Raw genomic sequence first — 20465 nt, 5'->3', positions numbered from 1 at the left:
GAGAACGCCGTCGCGTTTATTCCACGACGGTCCCAGCCGCCCTTACCACGCCCGCGTGACGCGGTAGCCGTCGCGGCGGAGGCGCTCGACGAGGCCGTCGTCGCCCGCGAGATGCAGCGCGCCAACCGCCATGAAGGCGCCGCCGGCGGCGAAGGCGGAGCGGGAGCGCGCGTGCATGCGAGCGTTGCGCTCGCCGAGCAGCGCCTCGAGGTAGTCGTACTGCGTGCGCATGCGAGGGCCGCCGAGGTCGGCGTCGCGCACCGCCGCGGCGAGGAAGCCCATGCGGCGGTCGCGGTAGAGGTTGACCATGGTCTCGACCCAGTCGGCGAAGCCGGGGCCGAGCCGCGCGGCGTCCACCAGCACCCGCACCGCGAGCTCCTCCGGCACCGCAGCGAGCGTCGCCATCTGTTCGTCGACGTCTTCGAGCCCCTCGACCCGGATGCCCTTCGCCCGCGCGGCCTCGACCACCAGCTGGTCGACGTTCAGCATCCCCTCGTCGATGCGGGCGATCTCGCAGCTCGGCGCGGTGGCGAGCATGGCGAGGAACCACGGCTCCAGCTTCTGCGCGGTGTGTTCCGGCACGCCGCGGGCGGCGAGCAGGTTGATCACCGCCAGACGGTCGACCGCCGGCACTTGGAACAGCGCATTGCCGCCGGGGCGCACCGCCCGCCGCCCGGCGACCTCGCGGGCCATGGCCGCAGCCTGCGGATCGGCGATCTCGCGGGGCTCGATCAGCACGAGGTTCGCCGAAGCCAGCGCGGCCGTCACCGGGGCGGCCAAAGGCTTCAGGCGCTCGTCGGAGAGGTGGATGGTGCCGAACAGGTGGGACGGCGCGGCGCCGTCCTTCTCGACCCGCCACAGCAGGCCCTCGGCGTCGCGCGTCTTCCGGCCCGCCGCCTCGAAGCGCGCGAAGGCCGCGGGGTCCTCGTCGCGGATCTTGCCGACGAGATCTGTCCCCTGACAGACGAGCGGGGCCGCGGTCGCCGCAGCCAGTCCGAAAAGCGACGCGGCGAGGGCCGCGCAGAGCCGCTTCGCAAGGCGCGAAGCGGCGCGCCTCATGGGGCGAGCACCGCGAGGTAGCGCGGCCCGGCGGGCACGGTCACCCGGCCGAGCTCCTTGGCGGTCGCGAGGTCGACCAGCGAGACCGAATCGTCGAACCAGTTCGCCACCGCCGCGGTCTTTGCGTCCGGCGCGAGCCAGATTCCTTCCGGGTACTGGCCGACCTTGACCTTGGCCGTGACCTCGAAGGTCTTGGCGTCGACCAGCGCGACGGCGCCGTCCTGCTGGTTCGTCACCGCGACCTGCGTCCCGTCCGGCGTCGGCGCGACGCCGTAGGGCATGCGGCCGACCGCGATCCGCTTCAGCTCCTGGCCGCTTTCGAGGTCGATCACCGAGAGATCGCCGCTCTGGACGTTCGCCACGTAGAGCCGGCGCTCGTCCGGCGACAGCGCCAACGCGAACGGCGCGCGGCCGACCTTGATCTCGCCGGTCGCGGTCATGGTCTTGAGATCGACGATGCTGACGCTGTCGCTCTCGCGGTTCGCCACGTAAGCGCGGGCGCCCGACTTGGTCATCACGAGCGCCGCCGGCGACTTGCCGACCTCGACCTCCCCGGTCGACGCGCCGGTGGCGACGTCGAGCCGGTGGACCATATTGCGGCTCCAGTCCGAGACGTAGAGGTGCTCGTCGGTGGCGGCGACGCCGAAGGGCTGGCCCTTCACCTGGAAGATCGAGGTGATCCTCCGGGTGACGGCGTCCAGCAGGGTGACCCGCCCGAGGTCGGGATGCGTGACGTAGAGCGAGCGGCCGTCCGGCCCGACGCCGATCGCGGCGGGCGCCTCGCCGATCTTGACCTCCTCGCCCTTCTCGTCGCCCGGCGCCATCGGCAGGAAGGTCACCGTCGCGGCCGTCTGGGAGACGACCGCGAGCACGGGGACGTCCGCCGCGGCGGCCCCCGCCGCCCCGCCCGAAAGGGCGAGCGCGACGGCGGCGGCGCGGACCAGGGCGCGAGGGGCGATCATCCGCCGGCCTCGGCCTTGGCCTTCAGGCCCTCGAGGCCGGTCTTGAAGAAGGCGGTCATGGCGTCGACCGCGGACTGGTCGTCCTTGCCCTCCGGCGGCTCGTTCGAGGTGTCGGCGCGGTAGAACCGGCCCTCCCACTTCACCTCGGCGCCGCCGTCCTTCGCCGTCACGATCATCGCGGCGGAGTAGGAGCTCACGGGCAGGGTCTCGCCCGCCTCGCCGGACAGGCGGTAGGAAATGCTCTTCTTGGCCTCGTCGACCTCGTCGAGGCCTTCGACGATCTCGCCGGGCTTGCCCTTAAGGGCGAGCGTGCGCTCGGCCCCGGCGGCGGCGCCCGTGGCCGAGCTCTTCTCGACGCCCGGGTGCCAGGACTGGATCGCGCCGAAGTCCTTGACGAGCGCCCACACCTTCGCCGGGTCGGCCTTCACCATGACGCTCTGGTCGACTTTCTGCGGGGTCGGACCATGCGCATAGGCGGGCGCCGCCAGAACGAAGGCGAGGGCGGCGACGGCGGTCCTGCGTGACAGCATCAGTTGAAACTCCTGGAGGCATGAGTTGGCGCGCGCCGCCGCCCGAGTCGGGCGAGCGGGGGGACGCCGTAGAGCGCGACGAGCGCGAGAAGCGCCGCCGCGGCGGGAAGGGGCGAGAGATCGACGGCGACCGGGACCGGCCGCGGCCGGGCGTTGGCGGCGATCGCCTGGGCCAGCGCGTCGGGCTGGTCGAGCCGGGCGTAGCCGAGCCCGGTCATCCGGCCGAGATCGCCGAGGTAGCTCTCGCGCACGGAGGTGAGGTGCTCTTCACCCGCCGGCATCTCGCCGAAGGGGGCGTTGCGGGCGTTGTAGCCGGGGAGGTTCTCGGCGCCGGTGGGCGGCGGCCCGAGGCGCGAGGCCTGCGGCACGTCCTCCATGGCGTAGAACCCGGTCTCGCGGCCGAAGTCGTCGTGCTTCGGGATCGGCACCAGCTCGGTCCCGCCGACGCCGACGAGCAGGCCCTTCACCTTGTCCTTGTCGCCGGAATATTCGAGCGGCATGTCGGTGCGCATCGGGGGCGCCTCCTGGCCGTCGGTCAGGAACACGATGTCGGCGTTCATGGGCGCCAGCATGTCGAGCGCCGCGAACACGGCGGAGGCCACCCGGCTGTCGCCCTCCCACCCCATGCGCCAGTCGAGCCCCGCGATCGCGCCGGCGATGGCGCCGTAGTTCCGGCAGATGTCCATGGGCTCGAACAGCAGGAACACCCGCCGCTCGGTGAACACGCCGAGGCCCATTTTGGAGCCGCAGGGCAATCGGCCGACCGCGGTCGAGAGCCGGGTCTTCACCGCCTCGAGCCGGCTCTGCGGCCGGCCGCTGGCGTCGCGGTAGTCGCGCGCGTTCATGCTGCCGGTGATGTCGACGAAGGCGACCACGTCGTAAGTCGGCCGCTCCGCCTCCGTCTCCGGCTGCAGCGCCGCGACGACGCCGAGCGCGAGCGCGGCGCCGAGCGCGACCGTGCGCCAGTCCGGCCGCCTCACGGGAGCCCCCGCGGCAGGCCGGGCAGGTCGGTCCAGAGCTTCTTCGGCTGGGCCTTGACCTCTTCCTCCTCGCCGCTCTCCAGCTCGGGGAAATCGCGCACCAGCCGCATGGCGACATCGAGGTTGTAGCGGGCGTCCCACAGCTCCGGGTCGGCGTGCAGCGCTTCGCGGTAGGCGTCCTTGGCGAGCCGCACCTCCGGGATCGCCTGGTCGATCTTGCTGGCGTCCATGGCGGCGAGCGCCCGGCGGACGCGGGCGTTGCCGACGTCGTAGTGGAACCGCGCCGCAAGCTCCGGCCCGCCGCGCTCGGCGATGCGGCCCGAAAACCCCTGCGCCTCGTCGATCCTGTTGCGGATCAGCAGATAGTGCGCGCGCGCGAACAGCACGGCGCCGCTGGCGTCGTCCGCCGGCTGCACGTCGTGATTCTCAGCCAGCGCCTGGATGACCGCCCGCTCCTGCCGGAGTTCATGAAGCCGCCAGCCAGCGACCCCGAGCGCGACCAGCGCCGCCAGCAGAAGCGCAGGGGGAAGCGCGCTCTTGAGCGTTCCGAGCGTCACGACGCCGCCCTCCCGGAGTCAGGCTGTTGGCTGTGGACGTCAGGCGCGTTCCCTCCCCCCTTGCGGGGGAGGGCTAGGGTGGGGGGTGGCGCAGAATGGAGCGCGCGGCGACGGGACGCCACGATGCGCGTCGCGCCCTCTCCGGCGCCACCCCCACCCCCGACCCCTCCCCGCAAGGGGGAGGGGAGAAGGGCCTCCCCCTCCCAGTCCTCCAGCCGGCGCTCGCTGAGCTTGGCGGCGAGCAGCAGCAGCAGGGCGCCGGCGGCCGCCCAGTAGCACAGCCAGTCCAGGTCCTGCCGCGGGATGGTCTCGGAGTAGAGCGTCGGGCGCTGTTCGAGCTGGTCGATCTCGCGGATGGCGTCGGACACCTCCCCGGCGCTGCGCGCCTCGAACGAGCGGTAGGGCAGGCCGAGCGTCTTGAAGAAGATGTCGAGATGGCGCTCGGGATAGGTCTGCGGGCTGTCCGGGTCGCCGGGGGGCGGTCGGTCGGTGATGCCGCGCGCGCCCGCAGTGCGCAGGAACAGCCAGTAGAGCCGAACCGGATCGCGGGCGGCGGCGGCGCGCAGCGCGTCCTGCACCCGGCGGTCGATCACCGCCGCGCCGTCGGACACCAGCACGATCGCGCGCGAGGTCTCGGTCGAGGTCTCGTCGAACATCGAGAAGGCGAGCGAAAGCCCGCGGCCGACGTCGGTGTGGGCGAGGCCCGGCCGGTCGATGGCGCCGATCGCGGCGCGCACCGCGTCGTGTTTGTCGGTCATCGGGATGACCAGCATCGGCGCCGTCGAGAAGGCGGCGACGGCGACCCGGTCGGCGGGGCGGCGGGCGGCGAAGTCGGTCAGCAGGCGGCGCGCGGCGACCGACTTCGATTCCTCAGCCCCGTCCGGGCGGCGGTTGGCGAAGGTCGAGTCCATGCTCGACGAGCGGTCGATCAGCAGCACGATGTTGGCGCCGACGCCGGTGCGCTCCACCACATGGTCTCGGCGATGCAGGCCCGAGAGGCCGAGGACGAGAAGCACGATCGCCAGCGCCCCGAGCGCGACGATGCCGGCGCCGACCGCGCGCGACAGCGTGTCCTCCGGCGCGACCTCGGCGGAGGGCACGCCCGACAGCCGCAGCGGCGAGACCAGGAACGGCAGCAGCGCGAGCGGCAGCAGCAGGAGGGCCCAGGGGTGATCGAAGCCCAGCCCGGTCATGTGGCGCGCTCGGCGCTGGCGAGGTCGCGGGCGAGCCGCGTCAGCTGCTCCGGCGGCAGCGCCGCGGCGGCGTTCGTCCCCTCGCCGAAGAAGGCGCGGCGCGAGGCGTCGAAGAAGGCGGCGATCGCCGCCTCGTGGCGCGCGAAGGCCGGCCGCGTCTTGATAAAAGCCGCGACATCGTCGCCGAACAGCCGCTTGCCGGCGGCCGCGTCGAAGGCTCGGTGGAGCGCGAGCGCAGCGGCCCGCCAGCCGGTTTCGCCGGCGCCGGCCGCCTTCCGCACGGCGCGGGCGGCGGCCGCAAAGGGACGCGCGGGTCTGCGGTGGAACGGCGGCCAGGCCCGGCTCCAGGCCAGCAGCGCCAGCGCGAGCAGCGTGGCGCCGCCGGCGAGCCCGGTGAGGATCTCGGCGCGGCGCAGGCTGATGGAGTGCGGCGCCGCGTCGGGCCGGAGCCCGTACTGCTGCTCGCCCGAGACGCTCGCGATCGGCCGGAGCGGCGACGTCAGGTAGCTCCAGCGCCCGGCCTGGACCTCGGCGCGCTTCCCCGCGCCGTCGGCGAAGGCGAGCGTGAAGGGCGGGACCTTCTCCTCCTTCGTCTCCAGGGCGGAGTAGAAGGTCTGGTACTCGGCCGTGATCTGGTAGCGCACGCCGCCGTTCGGCGCGGGGCCGTCCGTGACGTCGATCCTGCGCAGGTCGAGCGAGTAGGACACCGGGCCGACCTTCGGCAGCGACGACGGGTCGAGCCGGAACCCGGCGTCGACGTCGACGTAGGTCTTCAGCGTGAACACGTCGCCGAGCAGCACGCCGAACGGCCGCGGCCCGAAGGTCTCGGCGCCCCGCACCTGCGCGCTCGCCGGCACGGCCAGGAGCAGCGCGGCAGCCGCCATGCCCGCAAAGACGAGGTCTCTCGATCCTGAACCACTTCCACCCTTACCCTCCCCGCAAGGGGGAGGGAGGCGGAGACGTCGCGCCCTTTTTGCGGAGGCCGCGCGCCAAGGGGCCGGCATGACGGCGGAGAAGCGCTCGCCCCGGGGCATCACGCGCCCCCTGTCAGCAGATGGTCAGCGAAGGCGTCGGCGTCGAACCGGTCCACCAGGTCGAACGCGGGGCGGCCGAAGCGGCGGAACGACTCGTCGAGGGCCGCGCGCCGGGCGCGGGCGTGGGCGATCCACTTCTCGCGAAGTGACGGGCGCATCACCAGCAGGCGGCGGCGGCCGGTCTCGAGGTCGCGGGTCTCCAGCAGGCCGAACCGCGGCGGCGGGGCCTCGACCGCGCTGGAGCGCACCACGACGGGCGCGACGTCGTGGCGCCACAGCGCGCCGAGCAGGTCCTCGATCTCGGCCTGCGGCATGAGGAAGTCCGACACCACGAACACCAGCGCGCGCCGCTGCGGCAACTCCTCGACCGCGGCCAGCAGGCCGCGGGAGCCGCGGCCCGCGCCGGGCTCCGCGCTCAGCCGGCGCCAGAGCTCGTCCGGCACGCCGCGCCGGGCGGTGGCCCGAACGCCGAGCTCCGCGAGGGGCTCGGGACCTGCGGCGATCAGGCCGAAGCGGTCGTGGCTGCGGATGGCGGCGTGGGCGATCGCGGCGCAGAGGTCGGCGACGGGGTCCTCGCCCTGGCCGTCGCGGCGAAAGGACATCGAGCCCGAGAGGTCGAGGACCACGAACACGTCGATGCGGGCGCGGTGCTCGAAGCGGCGGACCTTGAGCCCGCCGAACGGGTCGAGCAGCGAGGCGCGCATGTCGATGCGCCGGGCGTCGGGCTGCTCCAGCAAAGAGGCGTGGCGCAGGAAGGCGCCGTTCGCACCCTGGCCCAGCGCCTTGTGGCCGCCCGTCGCGACGCCCCGCGCGCGGCCGAACAGCCGGTACGGCAGATCGAACCGTGGGGGGCCGTCGCGGGCCGGCGCGGGGCTCACGGCGCCGGCGTCCGTTCGAACACCTGCGCGCAGAGCGACGCCACGATGCGGTCGCGCCGCACCTCGTAGATCGGATCGAGGAAGATGCGGTGCGCCATCACCGGGTTGAACACCGCGCGCACGTCCTCCGGCAGCACCATCGCGCGGCCTTCGAGCCAGGCGCGGACGCGGGCCGCTCGGACCAGCGCGCCGACGCCGCGTGGGGACCCGCCGCCCTGGATCAGCCGCGCCATGTCGACGCCGTCGATGGCGATCCCGACGCTGGACGGCGCCCGGATCGCGTCCCACAGCGCCAGCACGTAAGTCTCGAGCGTCGGGCTGGTGGTGATGGTCTCCTGGATGGCGCGTCCGGCCTCGCCGAGGCCGCGGTGGTCGAGCACGCCCTCCTTCAGGCCGCCGATCAGCCGATCGACGTCGTGGAAGCGCGGGTCGAACACCAGCTCCCGCCGGGTCTCAACGTCCGTCGGCGTCTCGACGCCGATCTCCATCAGGAAGCGGTCGCGCGCCGCGGCGGGCAGCTCGAAGGTCTCTTCCTTCTCCACGCGGTTGCGGTCGGCGAAGACCTGCAGGTGGGGGAAGGACCACTCCTTGCCGAAGGCGGTCACGCTGCGCTCGGCCATCAGCCGCAGCAGCAGCGAGTGCACCTGCGGGCGGGCGCGGTTGATCTCGTTGAAGAAGAACACGGCGAGGTTCTCGCCATGGTGCAGCACCGGCCCGGGCTCCACGCGCGGCTTGCCGGCGTCGTCCACGAAGGCGGTGTAGAGCATGTCGGTCGGCATCAGGTCGACCGTGCCCTCGATGCGCTCGAACGGGCCGCCGAGCGCGCGGGCGACGGCGCGCAAGATGGTGGTCTTGCCAACGCCGACGTCGCCCTCGAGCAGAACGTGGCCTCGGGCGAAGATGGCGATGGTCAGCAGGCGCACCACGTGCGGCTGGCCGACGACCGCGCGGCCGACCTCGGCTTCGAAGGCGAGGGCCTGTTCGCGCCAGCGCTCGAGCGAGGCGGCGCCGGCGGAGTCGTTGCGGATGCCGGCGATCGATGAGTGCGCCATGCGGGTCGGACCTCGGTGTTCGCGTCCGGGAAAAGGCGGCCGCCGCGCGGGAAGAAGCCAAGGCCTCGCCCCGCCGCCGGCGGCCGTCAGGTTTGTCGTCATCCCGAAGGGACGGCCGGAAGAGACCCGTCCCGACGACGAGAGGGAGCGGTTCGAACGCGCTCGAACCACACGGGATTGTCGTCGATCAGACGTTCCGGCCGGTCAGTTGCCGATCTTGGAGACGTCGTACTCGAACTTGCCGGTCTTCGCGAAGTTGTCGGCGCGCTTCTTGTTGCGCTCCTCCATCGCCTGGATCGAGGCCGACTGCTTGCTGATTTCCTTCGGGTCGTGCTTCGGGTCGTACTTCGAGCCCTTGATCTCGTTCTTCGCCGGATAACCGGGCTTCGGCTCCCAGCACACGCCGGGCTCCTTGCAGTTGGTTCCGTCGTAGGCGAGCGCCGGAGCGGCGAGCGCGGCGGAAGCGATGGCGGCGGCGACGGCGACCCGTCCGAGAGCGGCGATCTTCATGAGCTGATCCTCCTTGAGGTGTTGCAGGCAGTTTTTCCAACCGAGGGGCGGCTCGCTTATGGCCGCGGACGCGCCCCGTCCCGCGCCGGCCCGCCGGCGGAGATTTCTGTCATTCGCTGGGCTTGCAGGCCTCGGGCGTCTTCGCCGGATCCGGCTTGGGCGCGTGCGAATGGCCGTCGTAGGGCTTGAAGTTCGCCTTGTCGGCGTCGTCGAGCCAATTCGCGTCCTCGACGCCATCCTTGTAGAGATGGCGCACCCAGGACATGATCTGGAGCATCTGGTCCGGGTTCACCGCGCCGTACATCGGCCCCATCTGGCCGGACGCGCCGCCGAAGATGGTCTCGAACAGGCCCTTGTCGGTGTTGTTGTCCGGATAGGTCCAGTAGTTGTCGTTGAGGCCGGGCCCGATCTTGCCTTCGGCGACATGGCCATGGCAGCCCGAGCACATGCTGAGGAACAGCTGCTCGCCGTTGGCGAGGCAGTTCGGCTCCTTGTTGTAGGGGTTCTTGCCGGTCTCGAGGAACTGCTTGAACGCCTCGGTGTCGCGGCCTTCGGGGCCGGCGTCGTCGAGGTTCAGCGGTTCGCCGGTGACGGTGTTGTGCAGCTCGATGGCGGCCTGGGCGCCGAACGCGCCGAAGCCCAGCGCGGCGGCGGCTAGCCCCGCCATCAGCAGGTTGCGTTTGATCATCAGAAACTCACTCACCTTTTGAAGTCGGCGATCGACGTCGTCTCAGCCGTTGGGCTGGAGCGTGGGAACGCCCTCGTCGTTCAGGACGGCGTCGATCTCGGGCTTCGCCTTGTCGATCGCGGCGTTGAGCTCCTTGAGGAGCTCCGCATCGTCCTTGCGGACGCCGATCGCCTGGTCGAAGTGCAGGGGAATCTTGAGCCCGTCCGAGCGCTTGAAGTCGTCCCGGATCATGGTCATGCGCAGCGGCTTCGACGACGCCTTGACGTAGCGCGCCACGTCGGAGGCGAAGGCGATGGCGACGTCGGCGTCGCCGTTCACCACCTCGTTCACCAGCTTGTCGGCCGGGACCTGGGTGTAGCGGTTCCGCTTGTCCTCGAAGTTCACCAGCGAGAGGTTGTACGAGAGGTTCTCCTCGTACTTGCCCGCCTGCTTCACGATGAGCTCGCCGGGGCTGGAGAACCGGACCGCGAAGGTCTTGTAGTCCGGCTTCGCCGCGTCCTCCCAGCTCGAGCCGATCTCCGGCTTGTCGGCGGGGGTCACGAACACGTAGCCGGTGCGGAAGTAGGGCTTGGTCGCCTGCACGCGCTCGTCCTCGGAGTCGACGCCGAACACGAGATCGCAGGCGTTCTTGTCGAGGAAATCGCGCACGAGATAGATAGCCGGCTTGTCCGACCACACGAACTGCGCCTCCCGGCCCATGGTCTTGGCGAGGACGACGGCGATCTTGTTTTCAAAGCCCTGGGCCTTGGCGATCGAATAGGGGGCCTCGACGCTCGACGCGCAGATGCGGAGCGGAGGCTCGGCGGCGGACGCCGCGGAAACGGGGGCGAGAAGGGCGGCTGCGGACAACAGCGCGGTGCGGGCGCGTCCGGCGAAGCGGTGGCTCATGATCGTCTCTCCCAGCGGCCGGGACGGTGTTGTCCTCCGGCCGTGCGGGCCGGGGCGTCCTCTTCAAGCCGTCGATCGTGCGGTGTAGGGGTCTTTCGGGTGGCGTCCGCCGGCGGGACATCCCGCCGGCGGAGCCTTAGGTCGTTCAGGCGAGGGCTGGATCAGCCGCCCTTGCCGACCCACTCGCCGACGTTGACGTCGTCGTAGGGGTTCTTGCCGTTGAGCGAGAAGACCTGCACGCCGCCGCCCATCTGGGTGTACTTCTGCAGGTTCTTGAACGCGCCCACAGCGCCCAGACCAGCGGTCGGATCGGTCAGGTCGAACACCAGGCCGACGCCCGCCCAGCCGCCGACGCCGTAGTAGATGGCGACGTACTGGTTGCCGTCATGCGTGTAGGTCATCGGGTGACCGATCACGCCGGAAGGCAGGCGGTACTTCCAGAGCAGGTCGCCGGTCTTCGAGTTGCGGGCCTTGATGAAGCCGTCGAGCGTTCCGTAGAACACCAGGTCGCCGGCGGTCGCGAGCGTGCCGCCCCAAACCGCGAAGCGCTCCATCTTCTCCCAGGCGTACTTGCCGGAGATGGCGTTGTACGCCTTGATCTGGCCGAGGCCTTCGAAGCCCTGACGATCGCCCTTCGGGCCGGGGTACATCCACAGGGTCGCGCCGACGAAGAACTGACCGGCGCGGTACGGGAGCATGAAGGGCTCCCAGTCCATGCAGATGTGGTTGATGCCCATGAAGAACAGCTGCTTCTCGGGATCGTACGAGTCGTGGCCCTGGTTGTGGTAGCCCATGGCCGACGGGCAGATCTCGGTCGCCTTGTGGTCCATCCGGGTCGCGAACTCGGGATCGCGGACCGGGATGCCGGTCTTCAGATCGACCTGCTTCACCCAGTTGACCGTGTCGTCGAGCTTGTCGGCCGAGATGAGCGTGCCGTCTTCGCGGTCAAGCGTGTAGACGATGCCGTTGCGGTCCGGATGGGTCAGCAGCTTGCGCAGCTTGCCCGTCTTGTCCTTCTGCTCCGACAGCATCATCACGTTGACGCCGGCGTAGTCCCACTCGTCGTGCGGCGTCTTCTGGTAGCCGAACTTGGCCTCGCCGGTGTCGATGTCACGACCCCAGATGGTCATCGTCCACTTGTTGTCGCCCGGACGCATGGTCTCGTTCCACGGCGCCGGGTTGCCCGAGCCGTAGTAGAACAGGTTGGTGTCCGGGTCGAACGCGTACCAGCCCCAGTTGGTGCCGCCGCCGATCTTCCAGGCGTCGCCTTCCCAGGTCTTGTTCGTGCCGAGGCCGAACTGGCCGTAGTGCGGGTTCTTGCTGTTGAAGTCCTTGGCGAGCTTGATGTCCTCGTCCGGACCGGTGGCGTAGGCGCGCCACTTCTGAGCGCCGGTCTTCACGTCGTAGGCGGTGACGTAGCCGCGCACGCCGAGCTCGGCGCCCGAGGAGCCGACCAGGACGACGTCCTTCACCACGTAAGGCGCGATCGTGAGGGTGGAGCCGACCTTGATGTCGGAGTTCTCCATCTTCCAGACCTCGGCGCCCGTCTCGGCGTTCAGCGCCACGATGTGGCCGTCGAGCTGGGTCTTGAGGATCAGCGAAGGCGTCTTGTCGTCGCCGGGCCAGTAGGCGAGGCCGCGGTTCACGACGTCGCAACACGCCACCGCGCGGGCCGTCGGGGCCTGCTTGGGCTTGTGCATCCAGTCGATCTTGCCCGGCTCGTTGAGGTCGAGCGCGAAGGTGGTGTTCGGGAACGGCGTGTGCACGAACATCTTGTCGCCGATGACGAGCGGCGTGCCCTCATGGCCGTGCAGCACGCCGGTGGAGAACGCCCACGCCGGCTTCAGCTGCTTGACGTTCTCGGTCGTGATCTGCTTGGCGGGCGAGTAGTTCTGCGCGCTGTAGTTCTTGCCCGTCATGGGCCAGTTCGCATCGCTCTTCGACAGCTCGACGAGCTTGTCGTTGGCGAACGCAGGAAGCGTCGTCGCAGCCAGTCCGACCGCGGCGGTCGCCGCGAGCGTGAACGCCGACACGGACGTTCGAAGGTTGATCATGTGAAACCCCTTGCGTTTCCCGTTCTGAGGTGCGGGCCGCCCTGATCCGGGCGTCTCCGCGGCGCGCTGCGACGCGCATAAGGCCAACGATCCCTAGAGTTCGCCGCCGTTTACTTGGCGCCTGGAGCGCTTCTTGCGTTCTGCAGCGGCGCAACTCTTTCCGAAGACGCGACGACTGTCTTTGGCGAATATGGAAAAATCAGACGGGAAGTTTTGCCTACACGCCTGCCGCGACGCGGCAAGGCGCGTCCCGCGGTTGGAAAGCCTTCAAAACTCAGGGAACCTTAGTTCTCTAAGGGAAGCGGGGCGTTCGGCGTGGTGCGACGACCGCGCGGCTTTCGTCGGGGTGGCGACGCTGCTAACCGTGCATTAGACCAACGTTTAGCCGCATTTTCCGGGCGAAACGGCAGTAAAACGTAACATGTCTCAATATTCACTTATTAAGAGAATAGCTCTCGTCGTGTCGAGCGGTGCGATCATCTGCCTCACCGCCTGCGACGAGCCTGCGCCCGAGGCGCCCCCGCGCGACGTGGTGGCGGCGCTGACGCGCGAGCAGCCGCTGCACGAGCGGCGCTGGATCGAGGTGAAGGACAAGGTGTCCCCGGCGCGCTGGCTCGCGAGCCGGGAGGCCAAGCGCGACGTGGCGCCGGACGCGCCGGAGGTCGCCGTCATCGGGGGGCTGATCGCGGAGGCCGACCACCGCTTCACCGAGGCGCCCCGGATGATCGCGAACCGCGCCGTGCAGGTCCAGGAGATGCTCGGCGAGCGCGGCGTGACGATCTCGCCGCGCGCCGTCATCGAAGATCTGGTGACGGTGGCGGAAGGGGCCGAGCAGGAGCGCGCGGGCTTCGGCGAGACCTGCCAGCACTACGTGACCTCCCGCCTCGGCGGCGCGAGCCGCGAGCAGGCGGTCGCGGCGCTGCGCCGCCAGCCGCTGCCGACGGCGCAGGAGGGCGACGGCGCGCCGTGAGCGAGCAGACCGTCCGTTTCGCCCGCCTCGCCGCCTTCGCGCGCCCGGCGCCGGCCGCGCGCTCGCTCCGTCTCCGGATCCTCGGCGTCGTCGCGGCGATCGACGTCGCCTGCTGCCTCGCCGCGGGCGTCGTCACCGTGATCAACGCGCGCGAGGCGACGCGGGTGGAGATCGCGGCCTCGCTCGAGATCGCCGAGCCCTTCGTGCGGGAGACGCTGATCCGGCTGCAACGCGACCTCGGCCGGCTGCGGTCGATCGCGGACGTCCAGGTCGCCCTGCCGGGCGTCCGGCACGTCCGTATCGTGGTCTACGACGGCGCCGGCCGCGAGGTCGCGACCCGTCCGGCCCAGAGCGCCCATGGCGAGGGCGAGGAGCCGCCGGCGTGGTTCGCGGCGCTGATCGCCCCGCCGCCGGAGCGGCGCGTCGTGCCCGTGCTGATCGACGGCGAGCGCGAGGGCGAGGTCGTCATTCACGGCGAGGCTGCGGACGAGATCGCCGAGGTCTGGGAGGACCTGCTGTCGCTCGCCGCGCTGTTCGTCACGCTGAACGCGCTCGGCCTCGCGGTGTTCGCCGCCGCCCTCGGCCGCGTGCTCGCGCCGCTCGGCGCGCTGGCGCAGGGGCTGTCGGATCTCGAGCGGCGCAGGCTCGACCGTCCGCTGCCGACGCCGGCGAGCCGGGAGCTCGCGGCCCTCACCGAACGCTTCAACCGGCTGGCGGAGGCGCTGGGCGCCGAGCGCGCCACCAACGCGCGGCTGTCCTGGCGCATGATCACGCTGCAGGACGACGAGCGCCGGCGGATCGCCAAGGAGCTGCACGACGAGCTCGGCCCGTGCCTGTTCGGCCTGCGCGCCAACCTCGCCTCGCTCGAGCGCGCGGTCGCGCCGGGGGTGGCGGCGGGCGCGCTCGGCCCGGAGGCGGGCGAGCGGATCGCGACCGTGATCGAGCTGTCCGAGCGGCTCTCGGGCGCGAACGTGCGGCTGCTGCGCAGCCTGCGCCCGATCGCCCTCGGCGAGGCCCCGCTCGCCGACGTGGTCCGCGGGCTGATCGCCGATTTTGAGCGGCTGCATCCCGATCGCGCCTTCGCGCTCGACGCCGAGGGTCTGAAGGCCGGCTACGGCGAGGTGGTCGACCTCACGGTTTACCGCTGCGTACAGGAGGGCGTGACCAACGCGCTGCGTCACGCCGCCTGTTCGCGCGTCGACGTGCGGCTGAGCGAGGGACCGGACGCCGAGGGCGAGCCCGCGGTGCTGATCGCCGTCCGCGACGACGGCGCCGGCGTCGCGGACGGCGCACGCGAAGGCTTCGGCCTGGTCGGGCTCGGCGAGCGCGTCCAGGCGCTCGGCGGACGCTTCCGCCTGCACTCCCGGTTCGGCGGCGCGGCGCTCGAGGTCGCTCTGCCGCTCGTTCCCGCCGCTTCCCCCCGCCCTCAAGGATGCCCGTCATGAGTTCCGCCCTTGTCATCGACGATCATCCGATCGTGCTGGAGGGCTGCCGGCGCGTGCTGCTCGACGCGGGGTTCGGGGAGGTGCTGGAAGCCGGGACCGCGCTCGCCGGCTTCCAGCTCTACCGCCGTGCCAAGCCCGAACTTATCATCCTTGACCTCGCCATCCGCGGCGCCGGCCTCGCCGGCCTGTCGCTGATCAAGCGGCTCAGGGTCCACGACGACCACACGCCGATCCTGGTGTTCTCCATGCACGGCGATCCCGTGATCGCGAGCCGTGCGCTGAAGGCCGGCGCGACCGGCTTCCTCGCCAAGGACACCGGCCCGCGGACCTTCCTCGAGGCGATCGAGAAGGTCCGGCGCGGCCAGCCCTACATCGCCCACGACATGGCGGTGCAGGTCGCACTTCTGGGATCGCGCGCGCGCGCGGAGCGCAGCGACCTCACGGCGCGCGAGCTGCAGACGCTGGCGTTGCTCGGGGAGGGCAAGTCCTACGCCCAGATCGCGGACGCGCTCGGCGTCAGCTACAAGACGGTCGCCAACACCTGCTCCAGCCTCAAGGAGAAGCTCAAGGTCACCACCCTGCAGGACCTCGTCCGCAAGGCGGTGCTGAGCGGGGCCGGGTTCGAGGCGCGCTGAGGCGCTCCCGTCTTGCGCGCCGCGGGGCGCGCAGCCCAGAATGAGGCCGCAACAGCGGGAGCGGACCTCATGGCGACGCGCGGCTTCACGGGGCGGAGAACGCCGGACGACCACGCGGCGCGCACCCCGCCGGGGCAGGCGCTGACCACGGACTTCCCCGTGCTCTCGGCCGGGCCCACGCCGAAGATCGCGCTGGCGGACTGGTCCTTCACGCTGAAGGTCGGTCCGCGCCCGGTCGCACGGTGGAGCTGGGAGGAGTTCTCCGCGCTGCCCCGGACGTCGTATGTCCGCGACATCCACTGCGTCACGACCTGGTCGAAACTCGACACCGCCTGGGAGGGCGTGCTGGTCGACGACGTCCTCGCGGCCGCGGGCCTCGCCCCGCCGACCGGCTTCACCCTCGCCCACGGCTTCGACGACTACACCACCAACGTGCCGACCGCCGACCTCGTCGGCGGCAAGGCGATGATCGCGACCGCCTACGACGGCGCGCCGCTGGAGCCGGACCACGGCGGCCCGGCGCGGCTGCTGGTGCCGCACCTCTATTTCTGGAAGTCGGCCAAGTGGTTGAGCGGGCTCCAGTTCACCGAGCGCGACGAGGCCGGCTTCTGGGAGCTTCGCGGCTACCACATGTACGGCGACCCGTGGCGCGAACAGCGCTACGACGACGACGCGTGAGCCTTCCCGACGCGGCGAAGGTTTCCGGCTGGCGCTCCGCCGCCATCGTCGAGGCCGCGCCGCTGACGCCGCGGGTGAAGCGCATCGTGCTGGGCCTCGATCCGCCGCTGCGGTTCCGCGCGGGCCAGCACGTCGATCTGCGTCTCACCGCGCCCGACGGCTACCAGGCCCGGCGAAGCTATTCCATCGCCTCCGCGCCCGAGACGCCGGACCGCCTCGAGCTCGCGATCGAGAAGCTCGAGGACGGCGAGGTCTCGCCGTTCTTCCACGAGGTGGCGGAGGTCGGCGACGCGATCGATCTGCGCGGGCCGATCGGGGGGCATTTCGTCTGGTCGGTCGAGGACGGCGGGCCGCTGCTGCTGATCGGCGCGGGCTCCGGCGTCGCGCCGCTCATGTCCATGGTTCGCCACCGCGCGGCGCGCCGCGACCGGACGCCGACGGCCCTGCTGCTCGGCGCCCGCACGGCGGCCGACGCGCCCTACCGCGAGGAGCTGCTCGCGCTGGCCGCCGCCGACGCCTCGCTTGGGATCATCTTCCTTCTGTCGCGCCAGACTCCTCAGGGGCCGTTCGACCGCGCGGGGCGGGTGGACGCCCAATCCGTGCGCGCGGCGACCGAGGGATGGCCGGGACCCGCCAGGCATGTGTTCGTCTGCGGCTCGAACCCCTTCGTGAACGCGGCCGCCGAGGCGGCGCTCGCGGGAGGCGCGGCGTCGGCGTCCATTCGGACGGAGCGCTACGGCGGGTGATCTCCGCGGTTGCGGACTACCTCGGGACCTGAAAGAAATCGGGTTGGGGCAGGGAAGGCGGTTCCGAACTTTCGATGTCAATTGACATAGGGCCTTGGCGCTCACGGTGGCAGATTGTCGTCCTAACACCGGCGGCGACCGACGACCGTTCGCGTCTCCGCGACGTCCCGCAATCAGAAGGCGCGTCGAGCGCCCGGAAAGAGCAACGCGTGGCTCTCTTGCTTCGCAGGCGGCGATCCTGAACGCCGTCGACCCCAGTTCCGTCGACCTTTCGACCTGCGCCCGCGAGCCGATCCATATTCCGGGATCGATTCAGCCGCATGGGATTTTGATCGCCTGCGCGCTTCCGGCATGGATCGTCAGCCATGTCTCGGCGAACGCGCCGGCCGCGCTGGGGCGGAGCGGGACGGAGGAACTGATCGGCCTGCCTCTGGCCGCCGTCCTCTCCGAGCGGTTGATCCACGACGCCCGCAACGCGCTTCAGGTCGCGATGATCTCCGGCACGCCCGAGCGGCTGCCGGCGCGCGAGACCGGCGTGCCGGGCCTCGGCCGCTGCGACGTCGCCGTCCACGCGCACGACGCTCTCGCCTTCATCGAGATCTCGTCCAGCGACGTCGCCGACACCGCCTCCGTCGACCCGAGCACGCTCGTGCGCGCCATGATCGGCAGCCTGAAGCGGTCGCCGAACATCCCCCGCTTCCTCGCCCTCGCCGCCCAGCAGGTGCGGAGCGTGACGGGCTACGATCGGGTGATGGTCTACAAGTTTTTGGAGGACGGTTCCGGCGAGGTCGCGGCCGAGGCGCTGCGCGGCGATCTCTCGCCCTATCTCGGCCTGCGCTACCCCGAGTCCGACATCCCCGCCCAGGCGCGCGCGCTCTACAAGCGGCAGTTCCTGCGGCTCATTCCCGACATCGACTATGTCCCGACGCCGCTCGTGCCTGCGCTGCGGTCGGACGGCCGGCCCGTGGACCTGGGGCTCGCGACGTTGCGCAGCGTCTCGCCGGTCCACATCGAGTATCTGCGCAACATGGGGACGCTCGGCACCCTGACGGTGTCGATCATGCGCGGGGACGAGCTCTGGGGCCTCATCGCCTGCCACCATGACGCGCCGCGGCGGCTGAGCGGGTCGGTCTGCGCCGCGATCGAGCTGTTCGGCCAGGTGCTGTCGATCCAGCTCGAGGCCCGCGAGCAGGAGGAGACCCTCCGTTACATGGCGCGCTCGCGCGACCAGCTCGACAAACTGCTCGCGACCATGGCGCCGGAAGACACGATCTTCGACAACCTGGCGAAGTTCAGCGACCAGCTGCGCGCCATGATCCCCTGCGACGGCCTCGCGGTGTGGTCCGACGGCAAGCTCCAGACGGTCGGCGACGTGCCGCCGGAAGAGAGCCTGATCGAGATCATCCGCTTTCTCGCCGCCCGGGGCGACGCTTCGGCCTTCGTGACCGACCATCTGGCCGGCTTCCTGCCGAACGCCCACAAGCACGCCGAGACGGTCGCCGGCGTGCTGGCGATTCCGTTCTCCCGGCTGCCGGCCGATTTCGTGCTGCTGTTCCGGCGTGAACTCGTCCGCACCGTGACCTGGGGCGGAAATCCCAACAAGCCGGTCGAACCCAACGCCGCGGGCGGCCGCATCAGCCCGCGCAAGAGCTTCGAGGCCTGGAGCGAACTGGTGCGCGGCCACTCCGCGCCGTGGCTGACGGGCGAGCGGCAGATCGCGGACGCTCTCCGGATCTCGCTGCTGGAGGTGATCCTGCGGCGCGCCGACATGATCCACCGCGAGCGGGTGGCGGCGCAGGAGAAGCAGGCGTTCCTGATCGCCGAGCTGAACCACCGCGTGAAGAACATCCTGGCGGTGATCAGCTCGCTCGTGCGCCAGAGCCGGTCGAGCGCGACCTCGGTCGAGAGCTTCACGATGGACATCGAGCGCCGCGTGCGCGCGCTCGGCTACGCGCACGACCAGCTCATCCTGTCCGGCTGGCGCTCCGCGCCGCTGCGGCAGCTGCTGGAAGCCGAGGCGCTGGCCTGGACCTCGAACGTGCGCGAGCGGGTGATCCTGAGCGGCCCCGAGATGAAGCTCGAGGCCCGCGCCTACCAGGCGCTCGCGCTCGTGGTGCACGAGCTGATGACCAACGCCGCCAAATACGGCGCGCTGAGCGTGCCGGCGGGCCGCATCGCCATCGCGTGGTCGACGCTGCCCTCCGGCGCGCTCGAGCTGAGCTGGACGGAACGGGACGGGCCGCGGGTCGAGAAGCCCACCCGCCGCGGCTTCGGCTCCACGGTGATCGAGCAGACGATCCCGTTCGAGCTGAAGGGCGAGGCGCATCTTGCTCTTCACCCTGAGGGTCTGCAGGCCACCTTCCGGCTGCCGCCGGGCCACGCCACCGAGATCGGCTGGCGGGAGGAGGCGCCGCCGCCTGCGCGGGTCGTCACGAACCTGCGCGGCAAGCGGCTTCTTCTGGTGGAAGACAGCATGATGATCGCGCTCGACGCGCAGACCACGCTGGAGGGCGCGGGCGCGACGGTCGAGGTCGCGGCGAGCGTGCTCGACGCACGGCGATCCCTGTCGCTGATGGCCTTCGACGCGGCGATCCTCGACGTAAACCTGTTCGGCGAGACCAGCTTCGAGCTGGCCGATCACCTCAAGCAGCTCGGCATGCCGTTCATCTTCGCCACCGGCTACGGCGAAGGCGTCGCCATTCCCGACCGGTTCGCGGACGTCGCGATCATTCCGAAGCCCTACGAGGAGCGGTCGCTCCGCGAGACGCTTCCCGTCGCGTGAGCCGCGCGCGGCGCGAGGCGGAAGCCGACGCCGCGCACGGTCTCGATGGTGACGTCTGCGCCGAGCAGGTCGAGCTTGCGCCGGGCGTAGCCGACATAGACGTCGACCGAGTTCGGGGTCATCCGCGCCGGCGCGCCCCAGGCCTTGCGCAGCACCTCTTCGCGGGCGACCGGCGTTCCCGCGGCCCGCGCCAGCAGCACGAGCAGGTCCGCCTCGCGCTTGGTGACGCCGCGGCTGCGGCCGTCCGCACGCAGGACGAGAGCGCCGGCGTCGAGCCGCGCGTCGCGCCCCGCCAGCAGCGGAATCGGGTCGCCGGCCGCGCGGCGGCGGCGGATCGCCGCGAGCTTCGCTGCAAATTCGCGCGGCGCGAACGGCGGCGCCAGGCAGTCGTCGGCGCCGGCCTCGTAGCAGGCCAGCCGGGCCTCGAGATCGTCGGCCGCGGCGGCGACGATGACGTAGAGCTTAGGGTGCCGCGCCCGCAGCATCGCCACCTCGTCGGCGACCGCAGGACCCGCCGTTGCCGCCGCGATCACCGCGACGTCGCGGCCGCCGGCGACGCTCGGCGCGCCCTCCTCGGGCGCGTCCGTGACAAGTTCGAATGTATAGCCTTCCGCCTCAGCCGCATCCGACAGCCTGTGCGCAAGATCTTCTGATTTTTTTATTATGATAAGTTTCATCTGTCCGCGGAAGTTCATGTCCCGGGGCACGATGCCTGTCCGCTTCGACGAGGTGAAGCGCTACCTATGCTGTAGCGCCGAGGCGATGCGGCTGTCCCTCGCGCGGGAGACCGCGCCCTGCGGCTGTGGATCGCGGGCGACGGCGGG

20 protein-coding genes are annotated in these 20465 nt (G+C 71.0%); 6 read left to right on the top strand and 14 right to left on the bottom strand.

The features are described from left to right. Positions 1–42: 42 nt before the first annotated feature. From JOD31_RS08940 to JOD31_RS08880, 13 genes are all read right to left on the bottom strand, one after another. Positions 43–1059 carry a TraB/GumN family protein gene (locus tag JOD31_RS08940; protein ID WP_204949983.1) on the bottom strand — a complete coding sequence of 339 codons (1017 nt, stop codon included), beginning with the start codon at positions 1057–1059 and terminating at the stop codon, positions 43–45. After that, a complete protein-coding gene (locus tag JOD31_RS08935) occupies positions 1056–2021 on the bottom strand; it encodes a YncE family protein (RefSeq protein ID WP_204949982.1) in 966 nt (321 codons plus the stop codon). Before JOD31_RS08935 ends, JOD31_RS08940 begins: the two co-directional genes overlap by 4 nt. Beyond that, positions 2018–2551, bottom strand: coding sequence for an SRPBCC family protein (locus JOD31_RS08930; protein WP_204949981.1), 534 nt, complete (start codon positions 2549–2551; stop codon positions 2018–2020). Before JOD31_RS08930 ends, JOD31_RS08935 begins: the two co-directional genes overlap by 4 nt. Then, positions 2551–3531 (bottom strand): vWA domain-containing protein, encoded by a 981-nt coding sequence (locus JOD31_RS08925; RefSeq protein ID WP_204949980.1) that lies wholly within the window; start codon positions 3529–3531, stop codon positions 2551–2553. Before JOD31_RS08925 ends, JOD31_RS08930 begins: the two co-directional genes overlap by 1 nt. Beyond that, complete coding sequence (locus tag JOD31_RS08920) at positions 3528–4088, bottom strand: hypothetical protein (protein ID WP_204949979.1); 561 nt, start codon at positions 4086–4088, stop codon at positions 3528–3530. Before JOD31_RS08920 ends, JOD31_RS08925 begins: the two co-directional genes overlap by 4 nt. Then, positions 4085–5281 carry a vWA domain-containing protein gene (locus JOD31_RS08915; protein ID WP_246482402.1) on the bottom strand — a complete coding sequence of 399 codons (1197 nt, stop codon included), beginning with the start codon at positions 5279–5281 and terminating at the stop codon, positions 4085–4087. Before JOD31_RS08915 ends, JOD31_RS08920 begins: the two co-directional genes overlap by 4 nt. Next, positions 5278–6165: a hypothetical protein gene (locus JOD31_RS08910; protein WP_204949978.1), complete on the bottom strand. Its 888-nt coding sequence runs from the start codon at positions 6163–6165 to the stop codon at positions 5278–5280. The genes JOD31_RS08915 and JOD31_RS08910 overlap by 4 nt, the downstream gene beginning before the upstream one ends. A 149-nt stretch (positions 6166–6314) precedes the next feature. Then, the gene (locus tag JOD31_RS08905) at positions 6315–7193 is read right to left on the bottom strand and encodes a DUF58 domain-containing protein (protein WP_271206117.1); all 879 of its coding nucleotides are present in this window, start codon (positions 7191–7193) and stop codon (positions 6315–6317) included. Then, on the bottom strand, positions 7190–8245 hold the full coding sequence (locus JOD31_RS08900; protein ID WP_210341390.1) for an AAA family ATPase: 1056 nt from the start codon (positions 8243–8245) through the stop codon (positions 7190–7192). The genes JOD31_RS08905 and JOD31_RS08900 overlap by 4 nt, the downstream gene beginning before the upstream one ends. Positions 8246–8449: 204 nt before the next feature. Further along, positions 8450–8755 (bottom strand): methanol dehydrogenase, encoded by a 306-nt coding sequence (locus JOD31_RS08895; RefSeq protein WP_204949977.1) that lies wholly within the window; start codon positions 8753–8755, stop codon positions 8450–8452. A 109-nt stretch (positions 8756–8864) separates the two neighbouring features. After that, positions 8865–9443, bottom strand: a complete 579-nt coding sequence (gene moxG, locus JOD31_RS08890) for a cytochrome c(L), periplasmic (protein ID WP_204949976.1) — start codon at positions 9441–9443, stop codon at positions 8865–8867. Positions 9444–9485: 42 nt separating this feature from the next. Further along, positions 9486–10331: a methanol oxidation system protein MoxJ gene (moxJ, locus tag JOD31_RS08885; RefSeq protein WP_204949975.1), complete on the bottom strand. Its 846-nt coding sequence runs from the start codon at positions 10329–10331 to the stop codon at positions 9486–9488. A 161-nt stretch (positions 10332–10492) separates the two neighbouring features. Continuing rightward, positions 10493–12385 carry a methanol/ethanol family PQQ-dependent dehydrogenase gene (locus JOD31_RS08880; protein WP_204949974.1) on the bottom strand — a complete coding sequence of 631 codons (1893 nt, stop codon included), beginning with the start codon at positions 12383–12385 and terminating at the stop codon, positions 10493–10495. Between the two features lie 460 nt (positions 12386–12845). Between JOD31_RS08880 and JOD31_RS08875 the strand changes: the two genes are divergently transcribed. The 6 genes from JOD31_RS08875 (at position 12846) to JOD31_RS08850 (ending at position 19641) form a co-directional block, all read left to right on the top strand. Further along, positions 12846–13355 carry a hypothetical protein gene (locus JOD31_RS08875; protein WP_271206116.1) on the top strand — a complete coding sequence of 170 codons (510 nt, stop codon included), beginning with the start codon at positions 12846–12848 and terminating at the stop codon, positions 13353–13355. Continuing rightward, positions 13352–14800, top strand: a complete 1449-nt coding sequence (locus JOD31_RS19745; protein ID WP_204949973.1) for an ATP-binding protein — start codon at positions 13352–13354, stop codon at positions 14798–14800. Before JOD31_RS08875 ends, JOD31_RS19745 begins: the two co-directional genes overlap by 4 nt. Then, positions 14797–15435 carry a response regulator transcription factor gene (locus JOD31_RS08865; RefSeq protein ID WP_020187541.1) on the top strand — a complete coding sequence of 213 codons (639 nt, stop codon included), beginning with the start codon at positions 14797–14799 and terminating at the stop codon, positions 15433–15435. The genes JOD31_RS19745 and JOD31_RS08865 overlap by 4 nt, the downstream gene beginning before the upstream one ends. Positions 15436–15504: 69 nt before the next feature. Beyond that, a complete protein-coding gene (locus JOD31_RS08860; RefSeq protein ID WP_204949972.1) occupies positions 15505–16113 on the top strand; it encodes a sulfite oxidase-like oxidoreductase in 609 nt (202 codons plus the stop codon). Beyond that, a complete protein-coding gene (locus tag JOD31_RS08855) occupies positions 16110–16859 on the top strand; it encodes an FAD-binding oxidoreductase (RefSeq protein ID WP_204949971.1) in 750 nt (249 codons plus the stop codon). Before JOD31_RS08860 ends, JOD31_RS08855 begins: the two co-directional genes overlap by 4 nt. 106 nt (positions 16860–16965) lie before the next feature. Continuing rightward, entirely contained in the window at positions 16966–19641 is a 2676-nt protein-coding gene (locus tag JOD31_RS08850; RefSeq protein WP_271206115.1) for an HWE histidine kinase domain-containing protein, read from the top strand. Here the strand turns inward: JOD31_RS08850 and JOD31_RS08845 are convergent. Beyond that, a complete protein-coding gene (locus JOD31_RS08845; protein WP_204949970.1) occupies positions 19599–20318 on the bottom strand; it encodes a response regulator transcription factor in 720 nt (239 codons plus the stop codon). The genes JOD31_RS08850 and JOD31_RS08845 overlap by 43 nt on opposite strands. Between the last annotated feature and the right edge of the window lie 147 nt (positions 20319–20465).

This window comes from Methylopila capsulata (assembly GCF_016907975.1).
GTDB classification, from domain to species: Bacteria; Pseudomonadota; Alphaproteobacteria; order Rhizobiales; family Methylopilaceae; genus Methylopila; species Methylopila capsulata.
The sequence above is the reverse complement of the archived record's forward strand: the minus strand, read 5'-3'. Positions and strand labels throughout refer to the sequence as shown.